Here is a 16,452-nt window from a genome sequence, read left to right as displayed (position 1 = left end):
GGCTTTCCCGAGACTGATCCCTGCCTTTTCGCACCCCGAAGGATGACGGGTGGCGAGTTACGCTCGCGGTTTCGCCTTTTGCCGACCCGCTTTCATGACACGTCACTCCCTCTCGCTGCTGGCCATCGCCTCGATGGCCGCGCTGGCCACAGCTGCCCATGCCGACGAAGGCATGTGGATGCCCAAGCAACTGCCGCAGATCGCCAAGCCGCTGAAGGCCGGTGGCCTGGCGCTGGACCCGGCCAAGCTCAACGACCTGACCGCCTTCCCGATGGGCGCCGTCGTGTCCCTGGGCGGCTGCACGGCCAGCTTCGTGTCGTCGCAGGGCCTGGCGGTCACCAACCACCACTGCGCCTACGGCAGCATCCAGTACAACTCCAAGCCCGACCGCGACCTGCTGAAGAACGGCTTCTACGCGACGACGCTGGCCGATGAACTGCCCGCCGCGCCCGGCAGCCGCATCCTCGTCACGGTCGACATGAAGGACGTGACGGCCGATGTGCTGAACGCGAGCACGCTGGCGTTGAACGGCAAGGCCCGCACGGACGCCATCGAGAAGACCGAGAAGAGCCTGGTCGCCGCCTGCGAGGCCGACACCGGCCACCGCTGCAACGTCTACCCCTTCTTCGGCGGCCTGCAGTACCAGCTCATCAAGCAGCTGGAGATCCGCGACGTGCGCCTGGTGCACGCGCCCGCCACCGGCGTGGGCCTGTTCGGCGGCGACGCCGACAACTGGGTCTGGCCGCGCCACACCGGCGACTACAGCTTCTACCGCGCCTACGTGGGCCCGGACGGCAAGCCGGCCGAGTTCAGCAAGGACAACAAGCCCTACGCGCCCAAGCACCACCTGAAGTTGGCCGCGCCCGAGACCAGCCCGCTGAACGACGGCGACTTCGTCATGGTGGCCGGCTACCCGGGCCGCACCAACCGCCACCGCCTGCCCACCGAGGTCGACTTCGCCTTCGGCTGGCAGCAGCCGGCGCAGGTCAAGGCGATGGGCGAATCCATCGACATCATCAAGGCCGAGACCGCCGGCCGCCGCGATGGCGAGATCCGCATGGCCGCGAAGATGCAAGGCCTGCAGAACTACTTCAAGAACCTGCAAGGCCAGCAGCAGAGCTTTGAGGGCAGCGACATCCTGGCGCGCAAGCAGGCCGACTTCGACAAGCTCAAGGCCTGGGTCAATGCCGACGCGAAGCGCAAGGCCCGTTACGGCGCCGACGTGGCCGCCACCGAGAGCCTGCTGGCCGAGCGTCAGGCCATCCAGCGCGCCGAGTACCTGGGCAACTTCATGACGCCGTCGCTGCTGACCGCCGCGCGCCAGCTCTACCAGGTGGCGCAGGAGCGTGCCAAGCCCGACGCCGAGCGCAAGTCCGGTTACCAGGACCGCGACCTGCCGCGCCTGAAGGCCGCCCAGCAGACGCTGGACCGCCGCTACGACGAGCCCACCGACAAGCGCCTGGCCGCCCACTTCCTGGCCCAATACCTCGCCCAGCCGGCAAACACGCTGAACCCCGCCTGGGTCGACGTGTTCGGCCTGAAGGCCGGCCAGGACGAAGCCGGCATCCGCGCCCAGCTGGACAAGGTCTACGCCGGCAGCAAGCTGTCCGACACCGCCTCCCGCATGGGCTGGCTGGACAAGGACGTGGCCGCCTTCAAGGCCAGCGACGACGCCTTCATCAAGGCCGCCGTGGCGCTGTACGACGACGACCGCCGACTGGAGAACCGCGACAAGGAACTCGCCGGCAAGCTGCAGAAGGCCTACGCGGGCACGCAGCAGGCGCTGATCGACTACCACGCCAGCCGTGGCGAGGCCGTCTACCCCGACGCCAACAGCACGCTGCGCATCAGCTTCGGCAAGGTGCAGGGCCGCAACCCCGGCAGCGACGGCAGCAACTGGACGCCCTTCACGACCGTGCGCGGCATCGTCGCCAAGCACAAGGGCCCGGACGAAGCCGGCGGCGAATTCAACGCGCCGGCCGAACAGCTGGCTGCCATCAAGGCGCGCAACTTCGGCAAGTACTACGTCAAGTCGCTGGACTCGGTGCCCGTGAACTTCCTGTCCACGCTGGACACGACTGGCGGCAACTCCGGTTCGCCGGTGCTGAACAAGAAGGCCGAGCTGGTGGGCCTGCTGTTCGACGGCACGCTGGACGCGGTCATCTCCGATTGGGACTTCAACCCCAAGATGGTCCGCAGCATCAGCATGGACTCGCGCTACATGCTGTGGCAGATGAGCACGGTCGACAAGACGACCCGTCTGCTCGACGAGATGGGTGTCAAGTAACGCTCGCCGTTACCAAAGCAAAGCCGGCCCCGAGGGGCCGGTTTTTCATGGGCGGGTCACTCCTTGGCGACGGCTTCCACCTGGATGCGCAGGTTCACATCCATCTTGAAGCCCCAGTCCTTGCCCGCCGCGAGGCCGAACTCCTCGCGGTTGAAGCTGCCCGACGCGTCCGCGCCGCACAGCTCACGCTTGTGCAGCGGGTGCGGGATGCATTTGAGCTGGTGGATGGCCAGCGTCACCGGCCGGGTCTTGCCGTTCAGCGTCAGCTCGCCCACCAGCCGCGCCGGCACACCGCCGGTCGCGCCGTCGAAGCGGCCCTTGAAGGCGGCCGTCGGGTTCTTCGCCACGTCGAAGAAGTCCTTGCCGCGCGCCCAGGCGCTCATCGCGTCCAGCCCGAAGTCGATGCTGGCCAGGTCCATCGTCACGTCCACACTGCCACTGCCGTTGGCCTTGTCGTAGACGACGGTGCCGGCGCTCTTGTTGAGCTTGCCGCGCCACACCGACAAGCCCATGTGGTCGGCCTCGAAGCTCGGGTAGGTGTGGGTGGGGTCGATCTCGTAGGTCACCGGCGCGGCGGTGGCGGCACAGACGAACAGGGCGCAGGCCAGCAGGGTCAGGGCTTTCATCGGATGTCCTTGGTGGTGAAGGGGGGCGGCAGGGTCGCCAATCAGACGACGATCGACGCCGGCGGTTTTCGACAAACCCGATGATCGCCCGCGGTGGCCCGGCTCAATGTGACGGCCCGTTAGCATCGTCGGCATGCACCGCCTCTACGTGATCCTGGCACCCCTGCTGCTGGCCCTGGCCGGCTGCGCGAGCATCGCTCCGCCGCCGCCCGACCGCTGGCAGCCGCTGGCGCCGGGCCTGGCCTACCGCGCCTGGGCGCCGCTGCCCGACAGCGACGTGCAGGCGCTGCGCGTGGACCTGTCGAAACTGCGCGTGACCTTGTCGCCGCCCGCCGACGCTGGCCAGCCGCTGGACCAGATGCCCAGCAGCCGTGGCGCACTGGCCAGCGTCAACGCCTCTTTCTTCGACCGCGAGTTCCGCCCGCGCGGGCTGACCGTGTCCAACGGCCAGCCCTGGCCCGACTTGCTGAAGGCCCCCGCGGCGGCCAGGGACCCGCTGCTCGCCTGCGCCGCGCGCTGCACCATCGTCTTCGACGCGCCGGCTGCACCCCAGCCTGACTGGATGCTGGCCGTCAGCGGCACACCCTGGCTGGTGCGCGACGGCCACGCACGCACGGCCGACGACGACGCGAGCTGCGCCTACCTGTGCGCCCAGACCCACCCGCGCACGGCGGTGGGCCTGGACGCGTCGGGCCGCCAGCTCATCGTGCTGCTGGCTGCCGGCCGCCGCGGCGACGTCAAGGGCCTGACGCTGGCGCAGACCGCCGCGCTGATGCGCGAACTGGGCGCCCAGCAGGCCTTCAACCTGGACGGCGGCGGCTCGTCCACGCTGCTGATCGCCGGCGAGTCGCGCCTGCCGCGCCCCTTCAACGAGCCCGCGCTGCGCCGCGTGGCCAACGCCTTGCACCTGCTGACCCCATGAGCCTTCGCCACCTGCTCCCGCCGCTGGGCCTTGCGCTGCTGCTCGCGGCCTGCGCACCGCTGCCGAGCCACAAGCCCGCTGAAAAGCGCTATGACGCCGCCGAACTGCTGGCGCTGCAGCCGGCTGCCTTCGTGTGGCCGGCCATGTCCACCGACGGCGAGCGCACGCAGCGTGAGGCCGCGCTCGCCGACATCCGCGCCCGCATCGCCTTGGCTGCCGGCCCCGAGCGCGACGCGGCGCTGCCCAGGCTGTTCGACCTGGTGGCCCAGTACAACGCCGAGATCGACGCCGCGCGGCCGTTGCTGCTGCAGGCCTTGCCCGAACTGGGCCAGCGCGACGCCGACACCCAGCGCGCGCTGCTGACCGCGGCCCACACGCTGTACCCGGCTGAGTCCGCGCCGCTGCTGTGGCCGCTGTTGCCACAGCTGACGGCCAGCAAGCCATTCGCCATCGCGGCCTATGCGCTGCTGCAGGCGGACCCCGGCGCGGGGCCGCGGCTGCTGGGCCTGGTGCCTTCGCAGTTCCCCGGCTGGGCCGACGACCCGCGGCTGACCGCGCTGATGCAGCGCCTGCAACCCGCCGCCGCGGCCCAGCCACCGCTGGCCGACCTGCTGGCCGCGCCACTGCGCGCGGGCTTCCCGGTCATCGTCAGCCTGCAGCGCCCCGGCCGCCAGCAGATGGGGCTGGCCCTGGTGCGTGCCGCCGACGGCCGCTTCGTGCGCGACGCGGCCGGCCAGCTGTTCACGTCACCGCAGCTCGCACTGGCGCGCAGCGGCCTGCCGGGCACCATCACCAACGGCAACACGCCGCAGGGCGTTTTCAGCATCGTCGGCGCCGGCACGGCCACCAACCCCAACATCGGCCCCACGCCCTACCTGCACAGCAAGCTGCCCATCGAGGCGCCCGTGGCCGAGTTCGAGCATGTCGAGATGGTCGACACCGCCGCATGGAGCGCGGCCGTCTACGACAGCTTCCTGCCCGACAGCTGGCGCGCCTGGTCGCCCATCAAGGAAGCCTGGCTCGCCGGCCGCGCGGGCCGCGATGAGTTGCTGGTCCACGGCACGACGATCAACCCGGCCTACTACGCCGGCACGAGCTATTACCCCGGCACGCCGCAGCAGGGCTGCATGATTTCCAACGAGGACTGGGACCCGGCCACCGGCCGGCTGCTCGCCAGCCGGCAGCTGACGCTGGCGCAGACCTATGCCGCCGCGGGTGCGCGCAGTGACCTGGCGGGCTATCTCGTCGTCGTGGAGCTGGCGGGCGAAGGACCGGTCAGGCCGGCCGAGGCGCAGGTGTTGGTGGCGGCGGCCGGTCGTTGAGTCGCCTCAGTCCACAAAGGTCAGTGCCCCGTACTCCCATCGCCACGGCACGCCCGTCTCGCCCAGGATGAACTCGACCAGCCGCGGGAAGGCACGCTCGGCGCGCACGTCGTTGGCGAGGATGACGACGCAGCGCTTGTTCGCCTTCACGCAGACCCAGGTGTTGCCGGTGCTGTCGTTGTGCCCGCCCTTGAAGAAGCCCGGGCCCTGGGGTCCGTTGAAAACGACGACGCCGAGGCCCGCGGCGAGGTCGGGGCGGCGCTTGTCCGGCGGCAGTTCGGCCTGCAGCGTCGGGAACTGTGAAGCCGTCGTGATCGGCAGCTGCGGCGCCGTCAGCGCGGCAGCGCCTTCGGCCGACAGGCCCACGCCGTTGATGTAGCCGGCGGCCATGCGGGCCATGTCGGCGACGGTCGTGTCCATGGACCCCGCCACGCGCACCTTGCTGCGCTCGTCGTGCGGCTCCACCTGGCCCTCGGCCGTCCAGCCATCGGCCAGGTTGGGGCGGAAGTCGGCGCGCCACATCATGGCCGTGCGCTCCATGCCCAGGCGGTCGAAGATGCGGCGCTGTATCGCCTCGCCCACATCCAGCCCCAGGCCACGCTCCAGCACGAACTGCAGCAGCAGCAGGCCCTCGCCCGAGTAGGCGTAGCGCGTGCCGGGGTCGAAGTGCATGCGCAGGCGGCGGTCGGGTTCCAGGAAAGCGAAGTTGGCAAAGCCGCTGCTGTGCGTCAGCAGCATGCGCGTGGTCAGCCGTCGCCAGCGGTTGTCGCCCGCCAGGTGCCGCCAGGAGTAGGACGTCAACAAGCCGGAGTACTCCGGCAGCGGCCGGTCCAGGTAGCCCGCCAATGGCCGGTCCAGGTCGAGCTTGCCGTCTTCCACCAGCTGCATGACCCAGTAAGCGAACACGGCCTTGGTCAGTGAGGCGCCGTACATGACCGTGTCGGTCCGCAGCGGCTCGCCGGCCGCGTTGCGCTTGCCGTAGGCGCCGACATGCACGACCTGGCCCACGTCGATGACGGCGACGGCGATGCCCTGGGCTTGCGTCGCGGCCATCAAGCGCGCGACTTCGGCGTCGATGGCGGCGCTGCCGGGGAGGGTGGGTGAAGCGGCTGCGGCCCACAGCGGCAAGGCTGCCATCAGCCAGATGAATCGGGGCAGGCGCATGGTGGGGCTCCTAGGGCAGGCGGCGCAGCGTCTTCTGCAGCGGCGCCTGCAGCCGGTCGCGCTGGGCCGCGTCGGCGACATCCAGCACGCCGGCCAGCAGCGGCCACAGGAACTCGCGCAGGTTGTGCAGGTCGGTCAGCGCCGTCTCGTCCCAGGCCTTGGCCTGCTTCAGTGGCGCGAGCAGCTGGTCCAGCCACGCCTGTACGGCGGCTGCGTCGGGGTTGAGCCGCAGTTGCAGCTGCAGCGCGGCGCGAGCCAGTCGCTGGCCTTCGCCAAAGCGGTAGGCGTGCCGGTGGTCTGCCAGCACCTGGCGGGTGATGGCGTCCAGCAGCTGCTGACGCTGTGCCGCGCTCAGCGCGTCGTTCATGCCGAGCTGCAGTGCGAGGTCGGCGCCGTGGGCCACGCCGTGGCGCCAGCCCTCTCCTGGCGTGAAGCCGCGATAGTCGCGCACGCTGGCCAGGAAGCGCGCCGCATGGTTGACGAGATCGTCGCGTTCGGCCGGCGACAGCCAGGGCTTGAGCCGGTCCGTGCGCGCCACCTCGGCCAGCGTGAGCGCCGCAAACGGCTGGTGCACGCCGGCGGCGTCGGGCTTGGCGTCGAGCACGGCCACCAGGTCGGTGCGCAGCCGCTGCAGCGTGGCCACGTCCAGCTTGGCGGCCCGGGCCCAGGCCGACAGCTGCTCGAAGGCGATGTCGTCGCGCAGCCTTGGGTCGGGGCTGGCCAGGCAGGGCAGCAGCGCGATGGCCTTTTGCTGGATGCGGGCCGCGTCCGCTTCGTCCTTCAGGCCGGCGGGCGGCGCGCAGGTCTGAGCCAGGCTCAGGGCCGGCAGCAGCAGCCAGGCAAGGGCGATGTTCTTCATGCGCCGCAGTAGCTCATGCCAGAGCGCCGCGGGCAAGAAGTCATTGCCCTCAAACGGTCGGGTAGGTGCCCGGCACGAGGATGTCGCGCGTCACGTTCGCCAACTGCGTGTGGCCGCAGAAGGCCATGGTCACGTCCAGCTCCTTGTGCAGGATCTGCAGCGCCTTGGTCACGCCGGCCTCGCCCATCGCGCCCAGACCATAGGCCATCGCGCGGCCGATCATGGTGCCGCGCGCGCCCAGCGCCCAGGCCTTCAGCACGTCCTGCCCGGAGCGGATGCCGCCGTCCATCCACACCTCCGTTTGACCACCGACCTCGGCGACGATGGCCGGCAGCGCGTGGATGCTGCTGGGCGCCCCGTCCAGCTGCCGCCCGCCATGGTTGCTGACGACGATGGCGTCCGCCCCCGCCTGCGCGGCCAGCCTGGCGTCTTCCACGTCCATGATGCCCTTGAGGATGAGTTTGCCGCCCCAGCGCTCCTTGACCCAGGCGATGTCGGCCCAGGACAGGCGCGGGTCGAACTGCTCGTTGGTCCAGGCGGACAGCGAGCGCATGTCGCTGACGCCCTTCACGTGGCCCACCAGGTTGCGGAAGGTGTGGCGCTTCGTGCCCGCCATGCCCAGCACCCAGCGCGGCTTGGTCATCAGGTTGACGATGTTGGCCAGCGTGGGCCGCGGCGGTGCGGTGAGGCCGTTCTTCAGGTCCTTGTGGCGCTGGCCGATGACTTGCAGATCCAGCGTCAGCACCAGCGCCGAACACTTGGCCGCCTTGCAGCGGTCGATCATGCGCGCCATTGCCTCGCGGTCGCGCATCATGTAGAGCTGGAACCAGAACGGCGCGGTCGTGTGCTCGGCAATGTCCTCGATGGAGCAGATGCTCATCGTCGACAGCGTGAACGGGATGCCAAACATCTCGGCCGCGCGTGCCGCGTGGATCTCGCCATCGGCGTGCTGCATGCCGGTCAGGCCCACGGGCGCGATGGCCACGGGCATCTTGGCGTCCTGGCCGATCATCTTCACGGCCGTGCTGCGGCCTTCCATGTTCACGGCCACGCGCTGGCGCAGCTTGATGGCCTGGAAGTCGCTCTCGTTGGCGCGGTAGGTCGTCTCCGTCCAGGAGCCGGAATCGGCGTAGGCGTAGAACATGCGCGGCACGCGCTTCTCGGCGAGCTGGCGCAGGTCTTCGATGCAGGTGATGACGGGCATGGGGCGGCCTTCTTTGGGATGGCCGCGATGCTAGGCCCGGCGCGCCGGTCGCGCCCCGGAAAAAACCTCAGGCCGCGGCGGAAGAGTTTTCCGTCTGCAATGCCTGGCAATGGCCCAGCAGCCAGGCCGCGAAGGCCTCGGTCGCCGGGCTGGGCCGGTGGCAGACCAGGCCGTAGTGGCGTTCGGCGGGCACGGTCAGCGCGAATGGCTGCACCAGCCGCCCCTCGGCCAGCTCGTGCCGGGCCAGGCTCAGCCGCGCCAGCACCACGCCCTGGCCGGCCAGCGCGGCGGCCAGCGTCAGCCCCAGGTCCACCAGGCGCGGGCCCTCGTCGGGCTCGGGTGCGTCGGTCAGCCCGGCGGCGCGCAGCCAGGGTGCCCAGGGCTGCAGCGGCGTGCGCAACAGTGGCAGCGCCAGCAGGTCGGCCGGTTCGCGCAGCGGTGCATGGCCGGCCAGCAGCGCCGGCGCGGCCAGCGGCGTGAGCCGGTCCCGCAGCAGCACTTGGTCGGCCGCCATTTCATCCGGCACGGCGCCGTGCCGGATCTCGACGTCCGCGCCGGCGTCGCCCTCGGCCAGCAGCGGCACGGACAGCGTCAGCTCCAGCTCGATGTGCGGATGCGCGGCGGTGAAGCCGGGCAGGGCGGGCACCAGCAGTTGGCGGGCGAAGGTGGGCGTGGAGCTGACGCGCAGCCGCTCGCGCTGGGGGCTGGCGCGCTGGTGCAGCGGCATGGCTTGCAGCAGCGCCAGCGCCTGGCGCACCTGGGGCAGGTATTCATGACCCGCCGGTGTGAGGCTCAGGCCCTTGGCCGGCTGGCGCAGGAACAGGGGCTGGTCCAGCCGCTCCTCCAGGCCGGCCACGCGCTTGGCGACGGCGCTGGCACTCAAGGCCAGCTCGGTCGCCGCCGCCTCGAAACTGCCGGCGCGTGCCACGGCCTCGAAGGCGAGCAGGGCGTCTAGCGACGGCAGGCGGATGGGGCGCGCAGGCATGCTGGCATCGTACCCAGCGGCGCTGCGAGCATGTTGCGGCCCGTCAGCCCGAACTGCCGGCCAAGCGGCGCTTCAGGTCAGAAGTTGATCGTCGTCGGGCCCGCGTCGCGGGACGTCGGCCGCAGATAGTGGCCCAGCGTGCCGGCCATGGCCGCCATGACACCTGCCGCGAGCCGCAAGGCCTTGGGCTTGCCTGCCGTGGTGCCGCGAGCGTGCCGAGCCCGCGGCTGCGCGACGGCCTGCACCAGGGCCAGTTCATGTTGGCGCTCGGGCAGCAGGAAGATCAGCCGGTTGGGATCGGCAAAGCGCAGCGCCAGCGTGCGCACCGCCTTCAGTTCGCGCCGCTGCACCCGCACGCCTTGAGCACGCAACGCGCAGCCCAGCGTGCGGCTGCGCAGGTACAGCGCCTTGGCGGCCAGACGGTCGGGCAGGCAGCCCACGCCGGCGTACAGGCAGTTGGCAAGGTTGAACGTGGCCTCGGCATGGCCCATGGCCGCCGCCGCCACATAGGCCGACAGGCCGCGCGCCTCGTCGGCCGGCCCGCCGCGTCCCGTCATCAGCACCCGGCCGAACTGGAACCGGCCGATGGCACTGCCGCGTGCCGCGGCACGCTCCAGCAGCGCCCACGCCTGCGCCGCGTCGGCGGGCATGCCCAGGCCCTCGAGCTGGCACAGCCCCAGCATGGCCATCCCGTCACCGTCGTCGCCCTGCGCGGCGGCGCGAAACCAGCCCACGGCCCGCGCATAGTCCGGCGGCGTGGCGTGGAACAGCGCCAGCCCCTGCTGCAAGGGGTTGATGGCCGGCGTGACGATCGCCGCCACACGCGGTGTCGGGCCAAGGCCCTGATCTCGGGAGTTCATCCAGCAACAAGTCGTTAGGGGCCCTGGGGCGTATCCCTAAATTGTCAGCCACGCCCGCGACCCGGCACCCGCTGCGCGGGCCCGCGCCGAGCGGCGATGGATAGAGCGCGAGCCGCCGCCGTGAAATATTCCCGGTCTGTGGCATGCGGCCGGTGAGGGGCCAACGCGCCTCTTGGCTGCGCGGCCGGGCCGCGGGCGAACCTGCATGGGCAGAATGCGCAGTCGCCCGCCAGTTCTGACCACCATGAGTTTTGCCGCCCTCGCCAAGTTCGCCATGGAGTTGCCCGGTGCCACGCAGGACATCAAGTGGGGCGCCGACTGGGTCGCCAGCGTCGCCGGCAAGATGTTCTTGGTCGGCGGGCCGCACCCGGGCCCATGGACACATTGCAGCTTCAAGGTGGACGACCACCGCTTCCTGGAGCTGACGGGCGTGCCCGGATTCGCCCCGGCGCCTTATGCGGCGCGGTATCACTGGGTGGCGCTGTCGGATGCGAAGGCTTTGCCGTTGGCGGAGCTGAAGGCACTCGTACAACGCTCGCACGAGCTGGTCGCGGCCAAGTTGCCGAAGCGGGTGCGGTTGAACCTCGGGATTGCGGGGTAGTGGCTGACGCGGCCTGAATGTCAGCGGTTCATCGGCGCCGCAAGACCGGCGCAACCACCATCAGGCCCAGGCCGAGCAGCAGCAACTCATAGGCCGCCGGTTCCGGAACGGCTGCGGCGACGCTGAAGTAGAGATCCGCTGCGGAGCCTGTGCCTTGCAGCAGGGCCTGGCCACCGCCGTAGTGCCCCTCGCTCAGCCAGTTGACGCCAAACCGCGTCGTGGCCGCCTTCACCTCGAAGCTGTAGGTCTGGCCGCTGAGCACGGGCACATGGCCGAAGCCGAACTCGACCAAGCCCTCGTCACCCCTCAGCGAACCGATCAGGGCATCGACGTCGACCGTCGAGGTACCGAGCACCGTGCCGGCGAGGCTGCCACCCGCATGCAGTTCCAGCGTCAGCGTCTTGTCCTGCGCAAGCTGGAAGTCCATGTTCATGTTGATCACTCGCAGCCAGATGGCTCCGACGCTTGGCAGCGTCGCCGTGAACGACTGTCCCAGCGGTTGAACGGCGGCGACCTGGATCTGGCCCACGGCCCCATCCAGGGCGGCAGCGGGATGTAGACCTGTCCGCTCGCAAACGCCGGCGCGGTGAGTCCCGCGGCAAGGCAGGTGAACAGGGCGCGCTTGAAAGTTGACATGGCCCACCCTCTCACGTGCGGGCGAGCCGCTTTTGGCGCCACAGCAGGGCCACTGCGCCTAGCGCCGCGAGCAGCCATGACGCGGGCTCAGGAACGGGCACCGCTGTCAGCTCGAATGTGACTTGATCTCCCTGCAGCAGGTAGTAGCCACCCAGGTCCAGCATCAACTCTCCCTGGGCCCATGAATATCCCGGCTGAAACGACGATGTCGCCGCAATGGCCGCATGGGAAAGGCGGTATTGCGCAGGCCACCAGCTCAGCCGAAAAACCAGTGGCGACCGGATAGCCCCTTCGACCAGCGATTTGAAGGAAATCGTCGAAGCCTCGACATCGACCTCGTACCAGGTGTAGCCATCGAACTTCAATTGGTAGTCGGCCGGCCCCGCCTTGCCGACGAAATGCTCGGCGACGGCAGGTGTGCATTCGCCACATTCGAACAGGAAGTCCGTTCCGAGCAGCGCCGCCGATGCGGGGATCGAGGCACTCAGCAGCCCAGCGACAAGGGCGAGTGGAACGAAGCGTTGCATTCTGGATCCTTTGCCGGGTCAGGCACTTCAGTGCAAAACGCGAAAACGCGCCATCCCTAGGGCGCGTTGGTGCGTGTTGAAACGCCGCTGGCAACTGCCATGGGTCCTTAGTCATAAGCCATGGTTGGCCGGGAGCGCGCTCATGGGCGCCGTGCCCCCGCCGCAAACCCTATGCGCCGACTGTCTGCATAGGCCTTTGATGCCGACGGAAACCAAACGCCAGCAGCCCGCCCCCGACCGCGAACAGCAGTGCGGCAGACGGCTCAGGCACCGCCTCGACGATGGTGAGTCCCACCGTGTAGCGGGCTCGGATGGCAGGGTCGGCAGTTCCCAGCATCGAGAAGGTCAGCGCATAGAGCTGGCCTGATGCCAGCGGCAGGTCTTGCACCACGATGCTGCCTCCGGCGCCAGTGCCCGGACTCCGGCTGGCGGTGAAGATCGGCGCCTGTGCTGCATTCAGGGAGCGGATGGTCACATCAACACCCGAATCCATCACCAGCGTGTTGGAGTCGATATAGAACCCAGCTCTGAACTCCTTCAACGCCAGGCTTGTCGCTCCCGCGTCACCCAGGCGAAAGATGATCGTGTCGCTGCGATCACCGGCCCAATCGATAGTGCCTGCGAAGTACAGCGAGGGCTCATAGATGCCGGCGGGGTAGACGTCGAAGCTCTTCTGCGCATCCGGGCCGTCAAAGTCGCTGAAGTACTCGCCCTCTTCGTTGATGTGCCATGTCGCCATGGCAGGGGGCGCGGCGAAACAAGCCACAAGCCCGACAACGGCGAACAAGACCTCACGCAAATTGCCCACAACCAAGCTCCACAAATCAGATGACACCCAGTTTGGCGTTGGGGACAGTGCTTTCCTACGTCTATTGGCATGCTCCGCCAAATCGCGCGGGAAACCTGGGGCAAGTTGCTACTAGATGTTCTGACAACTCTGTTGGCGCTCGAGCAGAAAAGGCATGCGGACCGGCGCATGACGTCTCATAGGGCGCCTGCCAGTCAGGCTCGTTCAGTGCTGGACGCCAGGCGCGTCGTTCGACGCCGAGTGAAACCGACGACAGCGGCCAATCCACCGACGAACGCAAGCGCCGCGTTGGGCTCTGGGGCATCAACAACCGGTACTTGAAGAGTTAGGTTTGGCAGAGAGGAGGTCGACGTCCACACGCCTGCGATGTTCTCAAGGCCCGCTTGCCGCGCGGTCTCTGCGTTGGTACGCCGCGGGCCGACGCGCCTCTCGACGGCGCGACAGCAACACCGCGGCGCCCACCAGTCCCAACTGCCATGCACCGGGCTCGGGCACGGCTGCTGCCGTGAGATCGAATGTGATCTGGCTGCCCGCCACGAAGTACTGGTCGCCCATGTCCACCACCAGTTCGCCAGCCCCCCACGAGTAGCCGGTCACGAACGTGGAGGAAGGCGACACCGTGGCGTTGAGCAGGTGATAGTCCGTGGGCGACCATGTCAACCGGAAGATGAGTGGCGACCGCGTGTAGCCCTCCATCACGGCCTTGATGGAGATGGTCGATGCCTCGATGTCCACTTCGTTCCAGGTGTAGCCGTCAGCCTTCAGCGCGTAGTCGCCCGGACCTGCCTTGCCAATGAAATGCTCTGCCGTCACGGGCGTGCACTGTGGGCATTCGAAGAGGAAGTCAGTGCCCAGCAGACCGGCCCAGGTGGGCGTGGCGGCGCTGAGCAGCCCGCTGAGCAGCAGCAGGGGCAGGTGAGTTTTCATGGAGACCTCAGGCGCGGACGGGATCTGGAGTTCAGATCAAGTCTTGCCTGCTAACCATCCCTAGTACTTTTGGCGCTTTCGGCCGATGAAACCTGTGGGGCGGAGGTCGCATCAAGAAAAAAGCCTCACAGGCTTTCGCATGTGAGGCTTCTGATTTGGCTCCCCGACCTGGGCTCGAACCAGGGACCTACGGATTAACAGTCCGGCGCTCTACCGACTGAGCTATCGAGGAATCGTTCGGTACACGACCCGTCGTTCGGTTGCGACGGGTTCTTTTTGGGTTCTGTTGGCTCCCCGACCTGGGCTCGAACCAGGGACCTACGGATTAACAGTCCGGCGCTCTACCGACTGAGCTATCGAGGAACAGAGCCCGCGATTATAGAGACTTTTTCGGGTGCTTCACAAGCGGACCTCGAGACTTGCGCGCAAAGTGCGCGGCGCAAGGGGGTAGAGGTAGCTGTGCTCGAACTGCCAGGGCGACTCGCGCCAGGCGCGGCGGTTGGCGAGGTTGTCGATGGCGGCGCGCCAGATCCAGGTCTGGTTGCCGACTCCCTGCGTGTAGCGCAAGCCGGCGTCGGCGACGGTCCAGGCGGGCACGGCGATGCTGTTGTCGGGCGTGGCGAACCGGCTGCCCTCGTGGCGCAGGCCGAGCTGGGCTTGCAGGCCAGGCAGCAGGTCCTGGCGCACGTGAATCTTGATCGTCGTCTCCGGCACGTTGGCCGGACGCAGGCCGTTGAGGCTGGCCTCAGCGCTGCTCTCGCGGCGCGCCTGCAGCCGCATGACGCTGCCGAATACGCCTCCGCCGCTCCACTTCAGATCGGCGCTGCCCTCAACGCCACGGTGGCGGGCAAAGCCATCGGCGCGACGCTCGCAGCTGTCGTTGGCGCTGCATTCCGTTAAACCGGGCAGCACCACATCGCGCCATGCCGGGCGGCGGATGTCGAAGACGGTCAGCGAGCCTTCGACGCGCTGATTGCCGGTTTTCAGGCCCAGCTCGGTCTGGCGGCTCTTCAGCGCGGGCAGGGCCTGGCCGCGGTTGATGTAGCGCGCGCGGTTGGGGGTCACTTCGCTTTCGATGCCCTGGCCCCAGCTCGCATAGACCAGCCAGTCGGCGGCGACGGCATGGCTGATGGCGACCCAGGGCGTCGTGACGCTTTGCGAGTAGTCGGTCGCGCGCGAGCCGTCGGTGCGCACGCTCTCGCGGTGCAGGCGGGTGTGGCGCAGGCCCAGCCAGGCGCTGGTGTCAGTCGTGATCGGCACACGGTCGCGCAGGTAGAGCTCGTTGCTGCGCTCGTCGCGGTTGGTGTTCTCGTCCGTCAGGTCGGGCGCCGCCGGCGTCACGGCCGTGCCGTCTATGTTGCCGGTGCCGGCGTAGTTGTAGGCCTGGCGTTGGAAGCGGCTCTTGAACTGGCTGGTCAGCCCGCCGACGGTGACGTCATGGCGCAGGCCGGCCAGTTGCAGGGGGCCGCTGGCCGAGATGTCGAGGGCCGTCGTGTCGCGGTGCTCGTTCTCGCTGCGGAAATCGTAGAGGTCGTAGCTGCCGTCGGGGCAGAAGCGGTCGGCGTAGTAGCTGCCGTCGGCAGCGCTGCAACCGTAGGCATAGGCCAGGCGGTCGTCGGTACGCAGGCGCTGGATGCCCAGTGCTGCCTGAGCGCGCCAGTCGCCGCCCAGCTTGTGCTGCACGCGCAGCGAGGCATGCGTGTTGTCGAAGACGACGGGCAGGCTCCAGGGCTGGTTGTTCAGGTTGAGCTTGGGGTCGACGCTCCTGGCGTCGGGCAGGCGGTCGCCCAGCAGGCTGAAGCCTTGCTGGCTGGGCTGGCTCTGGCGGTTGAACTCGACCTCGGCCTCGACGAGGGTGTCGGGGTTGACGCGCCAGTCGGTGGCCAGCGCAGCGGTGTGGGAGCGGCCTTTGCTGTTGCGCAACTCCGGGTCCAGATGGGCCGCGGCGAGGTTGACGCGAACGCCGAACTCGCGGCTGGCGCCGAAGCGCTGCGAGTGGTCGAGGTTGGCTTGCACCGAGCCGCCCTGGATGGCTTCCAGCATCAGCGCCGTGGCGTCGTCGGCCAGCGGTCGCTTGACGACGAAGTTGACGATGCCGGCCGGTGAACTGGTGCCTGCCTGCATGCCGGAGCTACCCTTCAGCAGCTCGATGCCCGACTTGTTGACCAGCGACAAGGCGGTCTCGCCTGTGATCGGCAGACCGTCACGGCGCAGGTTGAAGCGGTTGTCGAGATCGAAGCCGCGGATCTTGAGCTGAGACCAGTAGCCGACGGCGTTGTAGGCGTCGGACACGGAGGCGTCGAGCTTGGTGATGCCCGAGAGCTGGTTGATGCCGAGGTCGTCCAGCCGCTCGGCGGACAGGCTCAGCGCCTGCATTGGCAGCTTGGCGGGTGGGGCGTCGAAGCCCGACAGGCTGGGCACGGCTTCGGTGGCTTTGCCGGTGACGCTGACCTGGGGCAGGGACTGGGCGCAGGCGATGCCGGAGGTCAGTAGCGCGGCCGTGGCGGCCGCGGCGGCGATAGGGGAAAGAGAAGGTCTTGCCATCGGAATGCAAAGCGATGGCAGGTCGGCAAACACTGAAGACGTCAGGCCCCGGAGACGACAAAGCATTGGGGGCCGCGGTTCCGGCTGCTTCCCTGCGCGAGGATTACCTCAATCAGGTTCAAAGGGACTGTCTCAGCCGCGCGATGCCGAAGCAGGCGCAACACCCCTAGCGAATGCCGC

Annotated in this window: 15 protein-coding genes, 2 tRNA genes and 1 riboswitch; of the genes, 4 read left to right on the top strand and 13 right to left on the bottom strand. The window is 68.8% G+C overall.

Translation table 11 applies throughout. The annotated features are described in order from the left end of the window. The first annotated feature begins 94 nt into the window (after positions 1–94). Entirely contained in the window at positions 95–2,287 is a 2,193-nt protein-coding gene (locus AC1D29_RS01440; protein ID WP_477894030.1) for a S46 family peptidase, read from the top strand. Between the two features lie 56 nt (positions 2,288–2,343). On the opposite strand, the gene AC1D29_RS01435 is transcribed toward AC1D29_RS01440, so the two are convergent. Continuing rightward, positions 2,344–2,913, bottom strand: a complete 570-nt coding sequence (locus AC1D29_RS01435; protein WP_477894028.1) for a YceI family protein — start codon at positions 2,911–2,913, stop codon at positions 2,344–2,346. A gap of 133 nt (positions 2,914–3,046) precedes the next feature. Here AC1D29_RS01435 and AC1D29_RS01430 point away from each other — a divergent pair, with 133 nt between their 5' ends. Next, positions 3,047–3,835, top strand: a complete 789-nt coding sequence (locus AC1D29_RS01430) for a phosphodiester glycosidase family protein (protein ID WP_477894026.1) — start codon at positions 3,047–3,049, stop codon at positions 3,833–3,835. After that, positions 3,832–5,157, top strand: coding sequence for a hypothetical protein (locus tag AC1D29_RS01425; RefSeq protein ID WP_477894024.1), 1,326 nt, complete (start codon positions 3,832–3,834; stop codon positions 5,155–5,157). Before AC1D29_RS01430 ends, AC1D29_RS01425 begins: the two co-directional genes overlap by 4 nt. A 6-nt stretch (positions 5,158–5,163) precedes the next feature. On the opposite strand, the gene AC1D29_RS01420 is transcribed toward AC1D29_RS01425, so the two are convergent. From AC1D29_RS01420 to AC1D29_RS01400, 5 genes are all read right to left on the bottom strand, one after another. After that, positions 5,164–6,321, bottom strand: coding sequence for a serine hydrolase domain-containing protein (locus AC1D29_RS01420; protein ID WP_477894022.1), 1,158 nt, complete (start codon positions 6,319–6,321; stop codon positions 5,164–5,166). A 10-nt stretch (positions 6,322–6,331) separates the two neighbouring features. Then, on the bottom strand, positions 6,332–7,180 hold the full coding sequence (locus tag AC1D29_RS01415) for a DUF2785 domain-containing protein (protein ID WP_477894020.1): 849 nt from the start codon (positions 7,178–7,180) through the stop codon (positions 6,332–6,334). Positions 7,181–7,229: 49 nt separating this feature from the next. Then, on the bottom strand, positions 7,230–8,384 hold the full coding sequence (locus AC1D29_RS01410; protein ID WP_477894018.1) for an alpha-hydroxy acid oxidase: 1,155 nt from the start codon (positions 8,382–8,384) through the stop codon (positions 7,230–7,232). Between the two features lie 67 nt (positions 8,385–8,451). Next, complete coding sequence (locus tag AC1D29_RS01405; RefSeq protein ID WP_477894016.1) at positions 8,452–9,369, bottom strand: LysR substrate-binding domain-containing protein; 918 nt, start codon at positions 9,367–9,369, stop codon at positions 8,452–8,454. Between the two features lie 77 nt (positions 9,370–9,446). Beyond that, positions 9,447–10,229: a tetratricopeptide repeat protein gene (locus AC1D29_RS01400; RefSeq protein ID WP_477894014.1), complete on the bottom strand. Its 783-nt coding sequence runs from the start codon at positions 10,227–10,229 to the stop codon at positions 9,447–9,449. Between the two features lie 244 nt (positions 10,230–10,473). On the opposite strand from AC1D29_RS01400, the gene AC1D29_RS01395 reads away from it, so the two are divergent. Beyond that, entirely contained in the window at positions 10,474–10,830 is a 357-nt protein-coding gene (locus tag AC1D29_RS01395) for an MmcQ/YjbR family DNA-binding protein (protein ID WP_477894012.1), read from the top strand. 28 nt (positions 10,831–10,858) lie between these two features. Here the strand turns inward: AC1D29_RS01395 and AC1D29_RS01390 are convergent, their stop codons facing one another. The 7 genes from AC1D29_RS01390 to AC1D29_RS01360 all read right to left on the bottom strand — a co-directional run bounded on the left by AC1D29_RS01390 (position 10,859) and on the right by AC1D29_RS01360 (position 16,272). Beyond that, positions 10,859–11,359, bottom strand: coding sequence for a PEP-CTERM sorting domain-containing protein (locus tag AC1D29_RS01390; protein ID WP_477894010.1), 501 nt, complete (start codon positions 11,357–11,359; stop codon positions 10,859–10,861). A gap of 118 nt (positions 11,360–11,477) precedes the next feature. Further along, a complete protein-coding gene (locus tag AC1D29_RS01385) occupies positions 11,478–11,993 on the bottom strand; it encodes a PEP-CTERM sorting domain-containing protein (RefSeq protein ID WP_477894008.1) in 516 nt (171 codons plus the stop codon). A gap of 169 nt (positions 11,994–12,162) precedes the next feature. Further along, positions 12,163–12,780, bottom strand: coding sequence for a PEP-CTERM sorting domain-containing protein (locus AC1D29_RS01380; RefSeq protein WP_477894006.1), 618 nt, complete (start codon positions 12,778–12,780; stop codon positions 12,163–12,165). A 393-nt stretch (positions 12,781–13,173) separates the two neighbouring features. Then, positions 13,174–13,728 carry a hypothetical protein gene (locus AC1D29_RS01375; protein ID WP_477894004.1) on the bottom strand — a complete coding sequence of 185 codons (555 nt, stop codon included), beginning with the start codon at positions 13,726–13,728 and terminating at the stop codon, positions 13,174–13,176. Between the two features lie 156 nt (positions 13,729–13,884). Continuing rightward, a tRNA-Asn gene (locus tag AC1D29_RS01370) sits at positions 13,885–13,960 on the bottom strand. Between the two features lie 55 nt (positions 13,961–14,015). Further along, positions 14,016–14,091 (bottom strand) — tRNA-Asn (locus AC1D29_RS01365). 36 nt (positions 14,092–14,127) lie between these two features. After that, positions 14,128–16,272 carry a TonB-dependent siderophore receptor gene (locus AC1D29_RS01360; protein ID WP_477894002.1) on the bottom strand — a complete coding sequence of 715 codons (2,145 nt, stop codon included), beginning with the start codon at positions 16,270–16,272 and terminating at the stop codon, positions 14,128–14,130. A 72-nt stretch (positions 16,273–16,344) separates the two neighbouring features. Then, positions 16,345–16,450, bottom strand: a riboswitch (TPP riboswitch). Positions 16,451–16,452 lie beyond the last annotated feature (2 nt).

It is taken from the genome of Roseateles sp. P1_C6, from assembly GCF_056406315.1.
The sequence above is the reverse complement of the archived record's forward strand: the minus strand, read 5'-3'. Positions and strand labels throughout refer to the sequence as shown.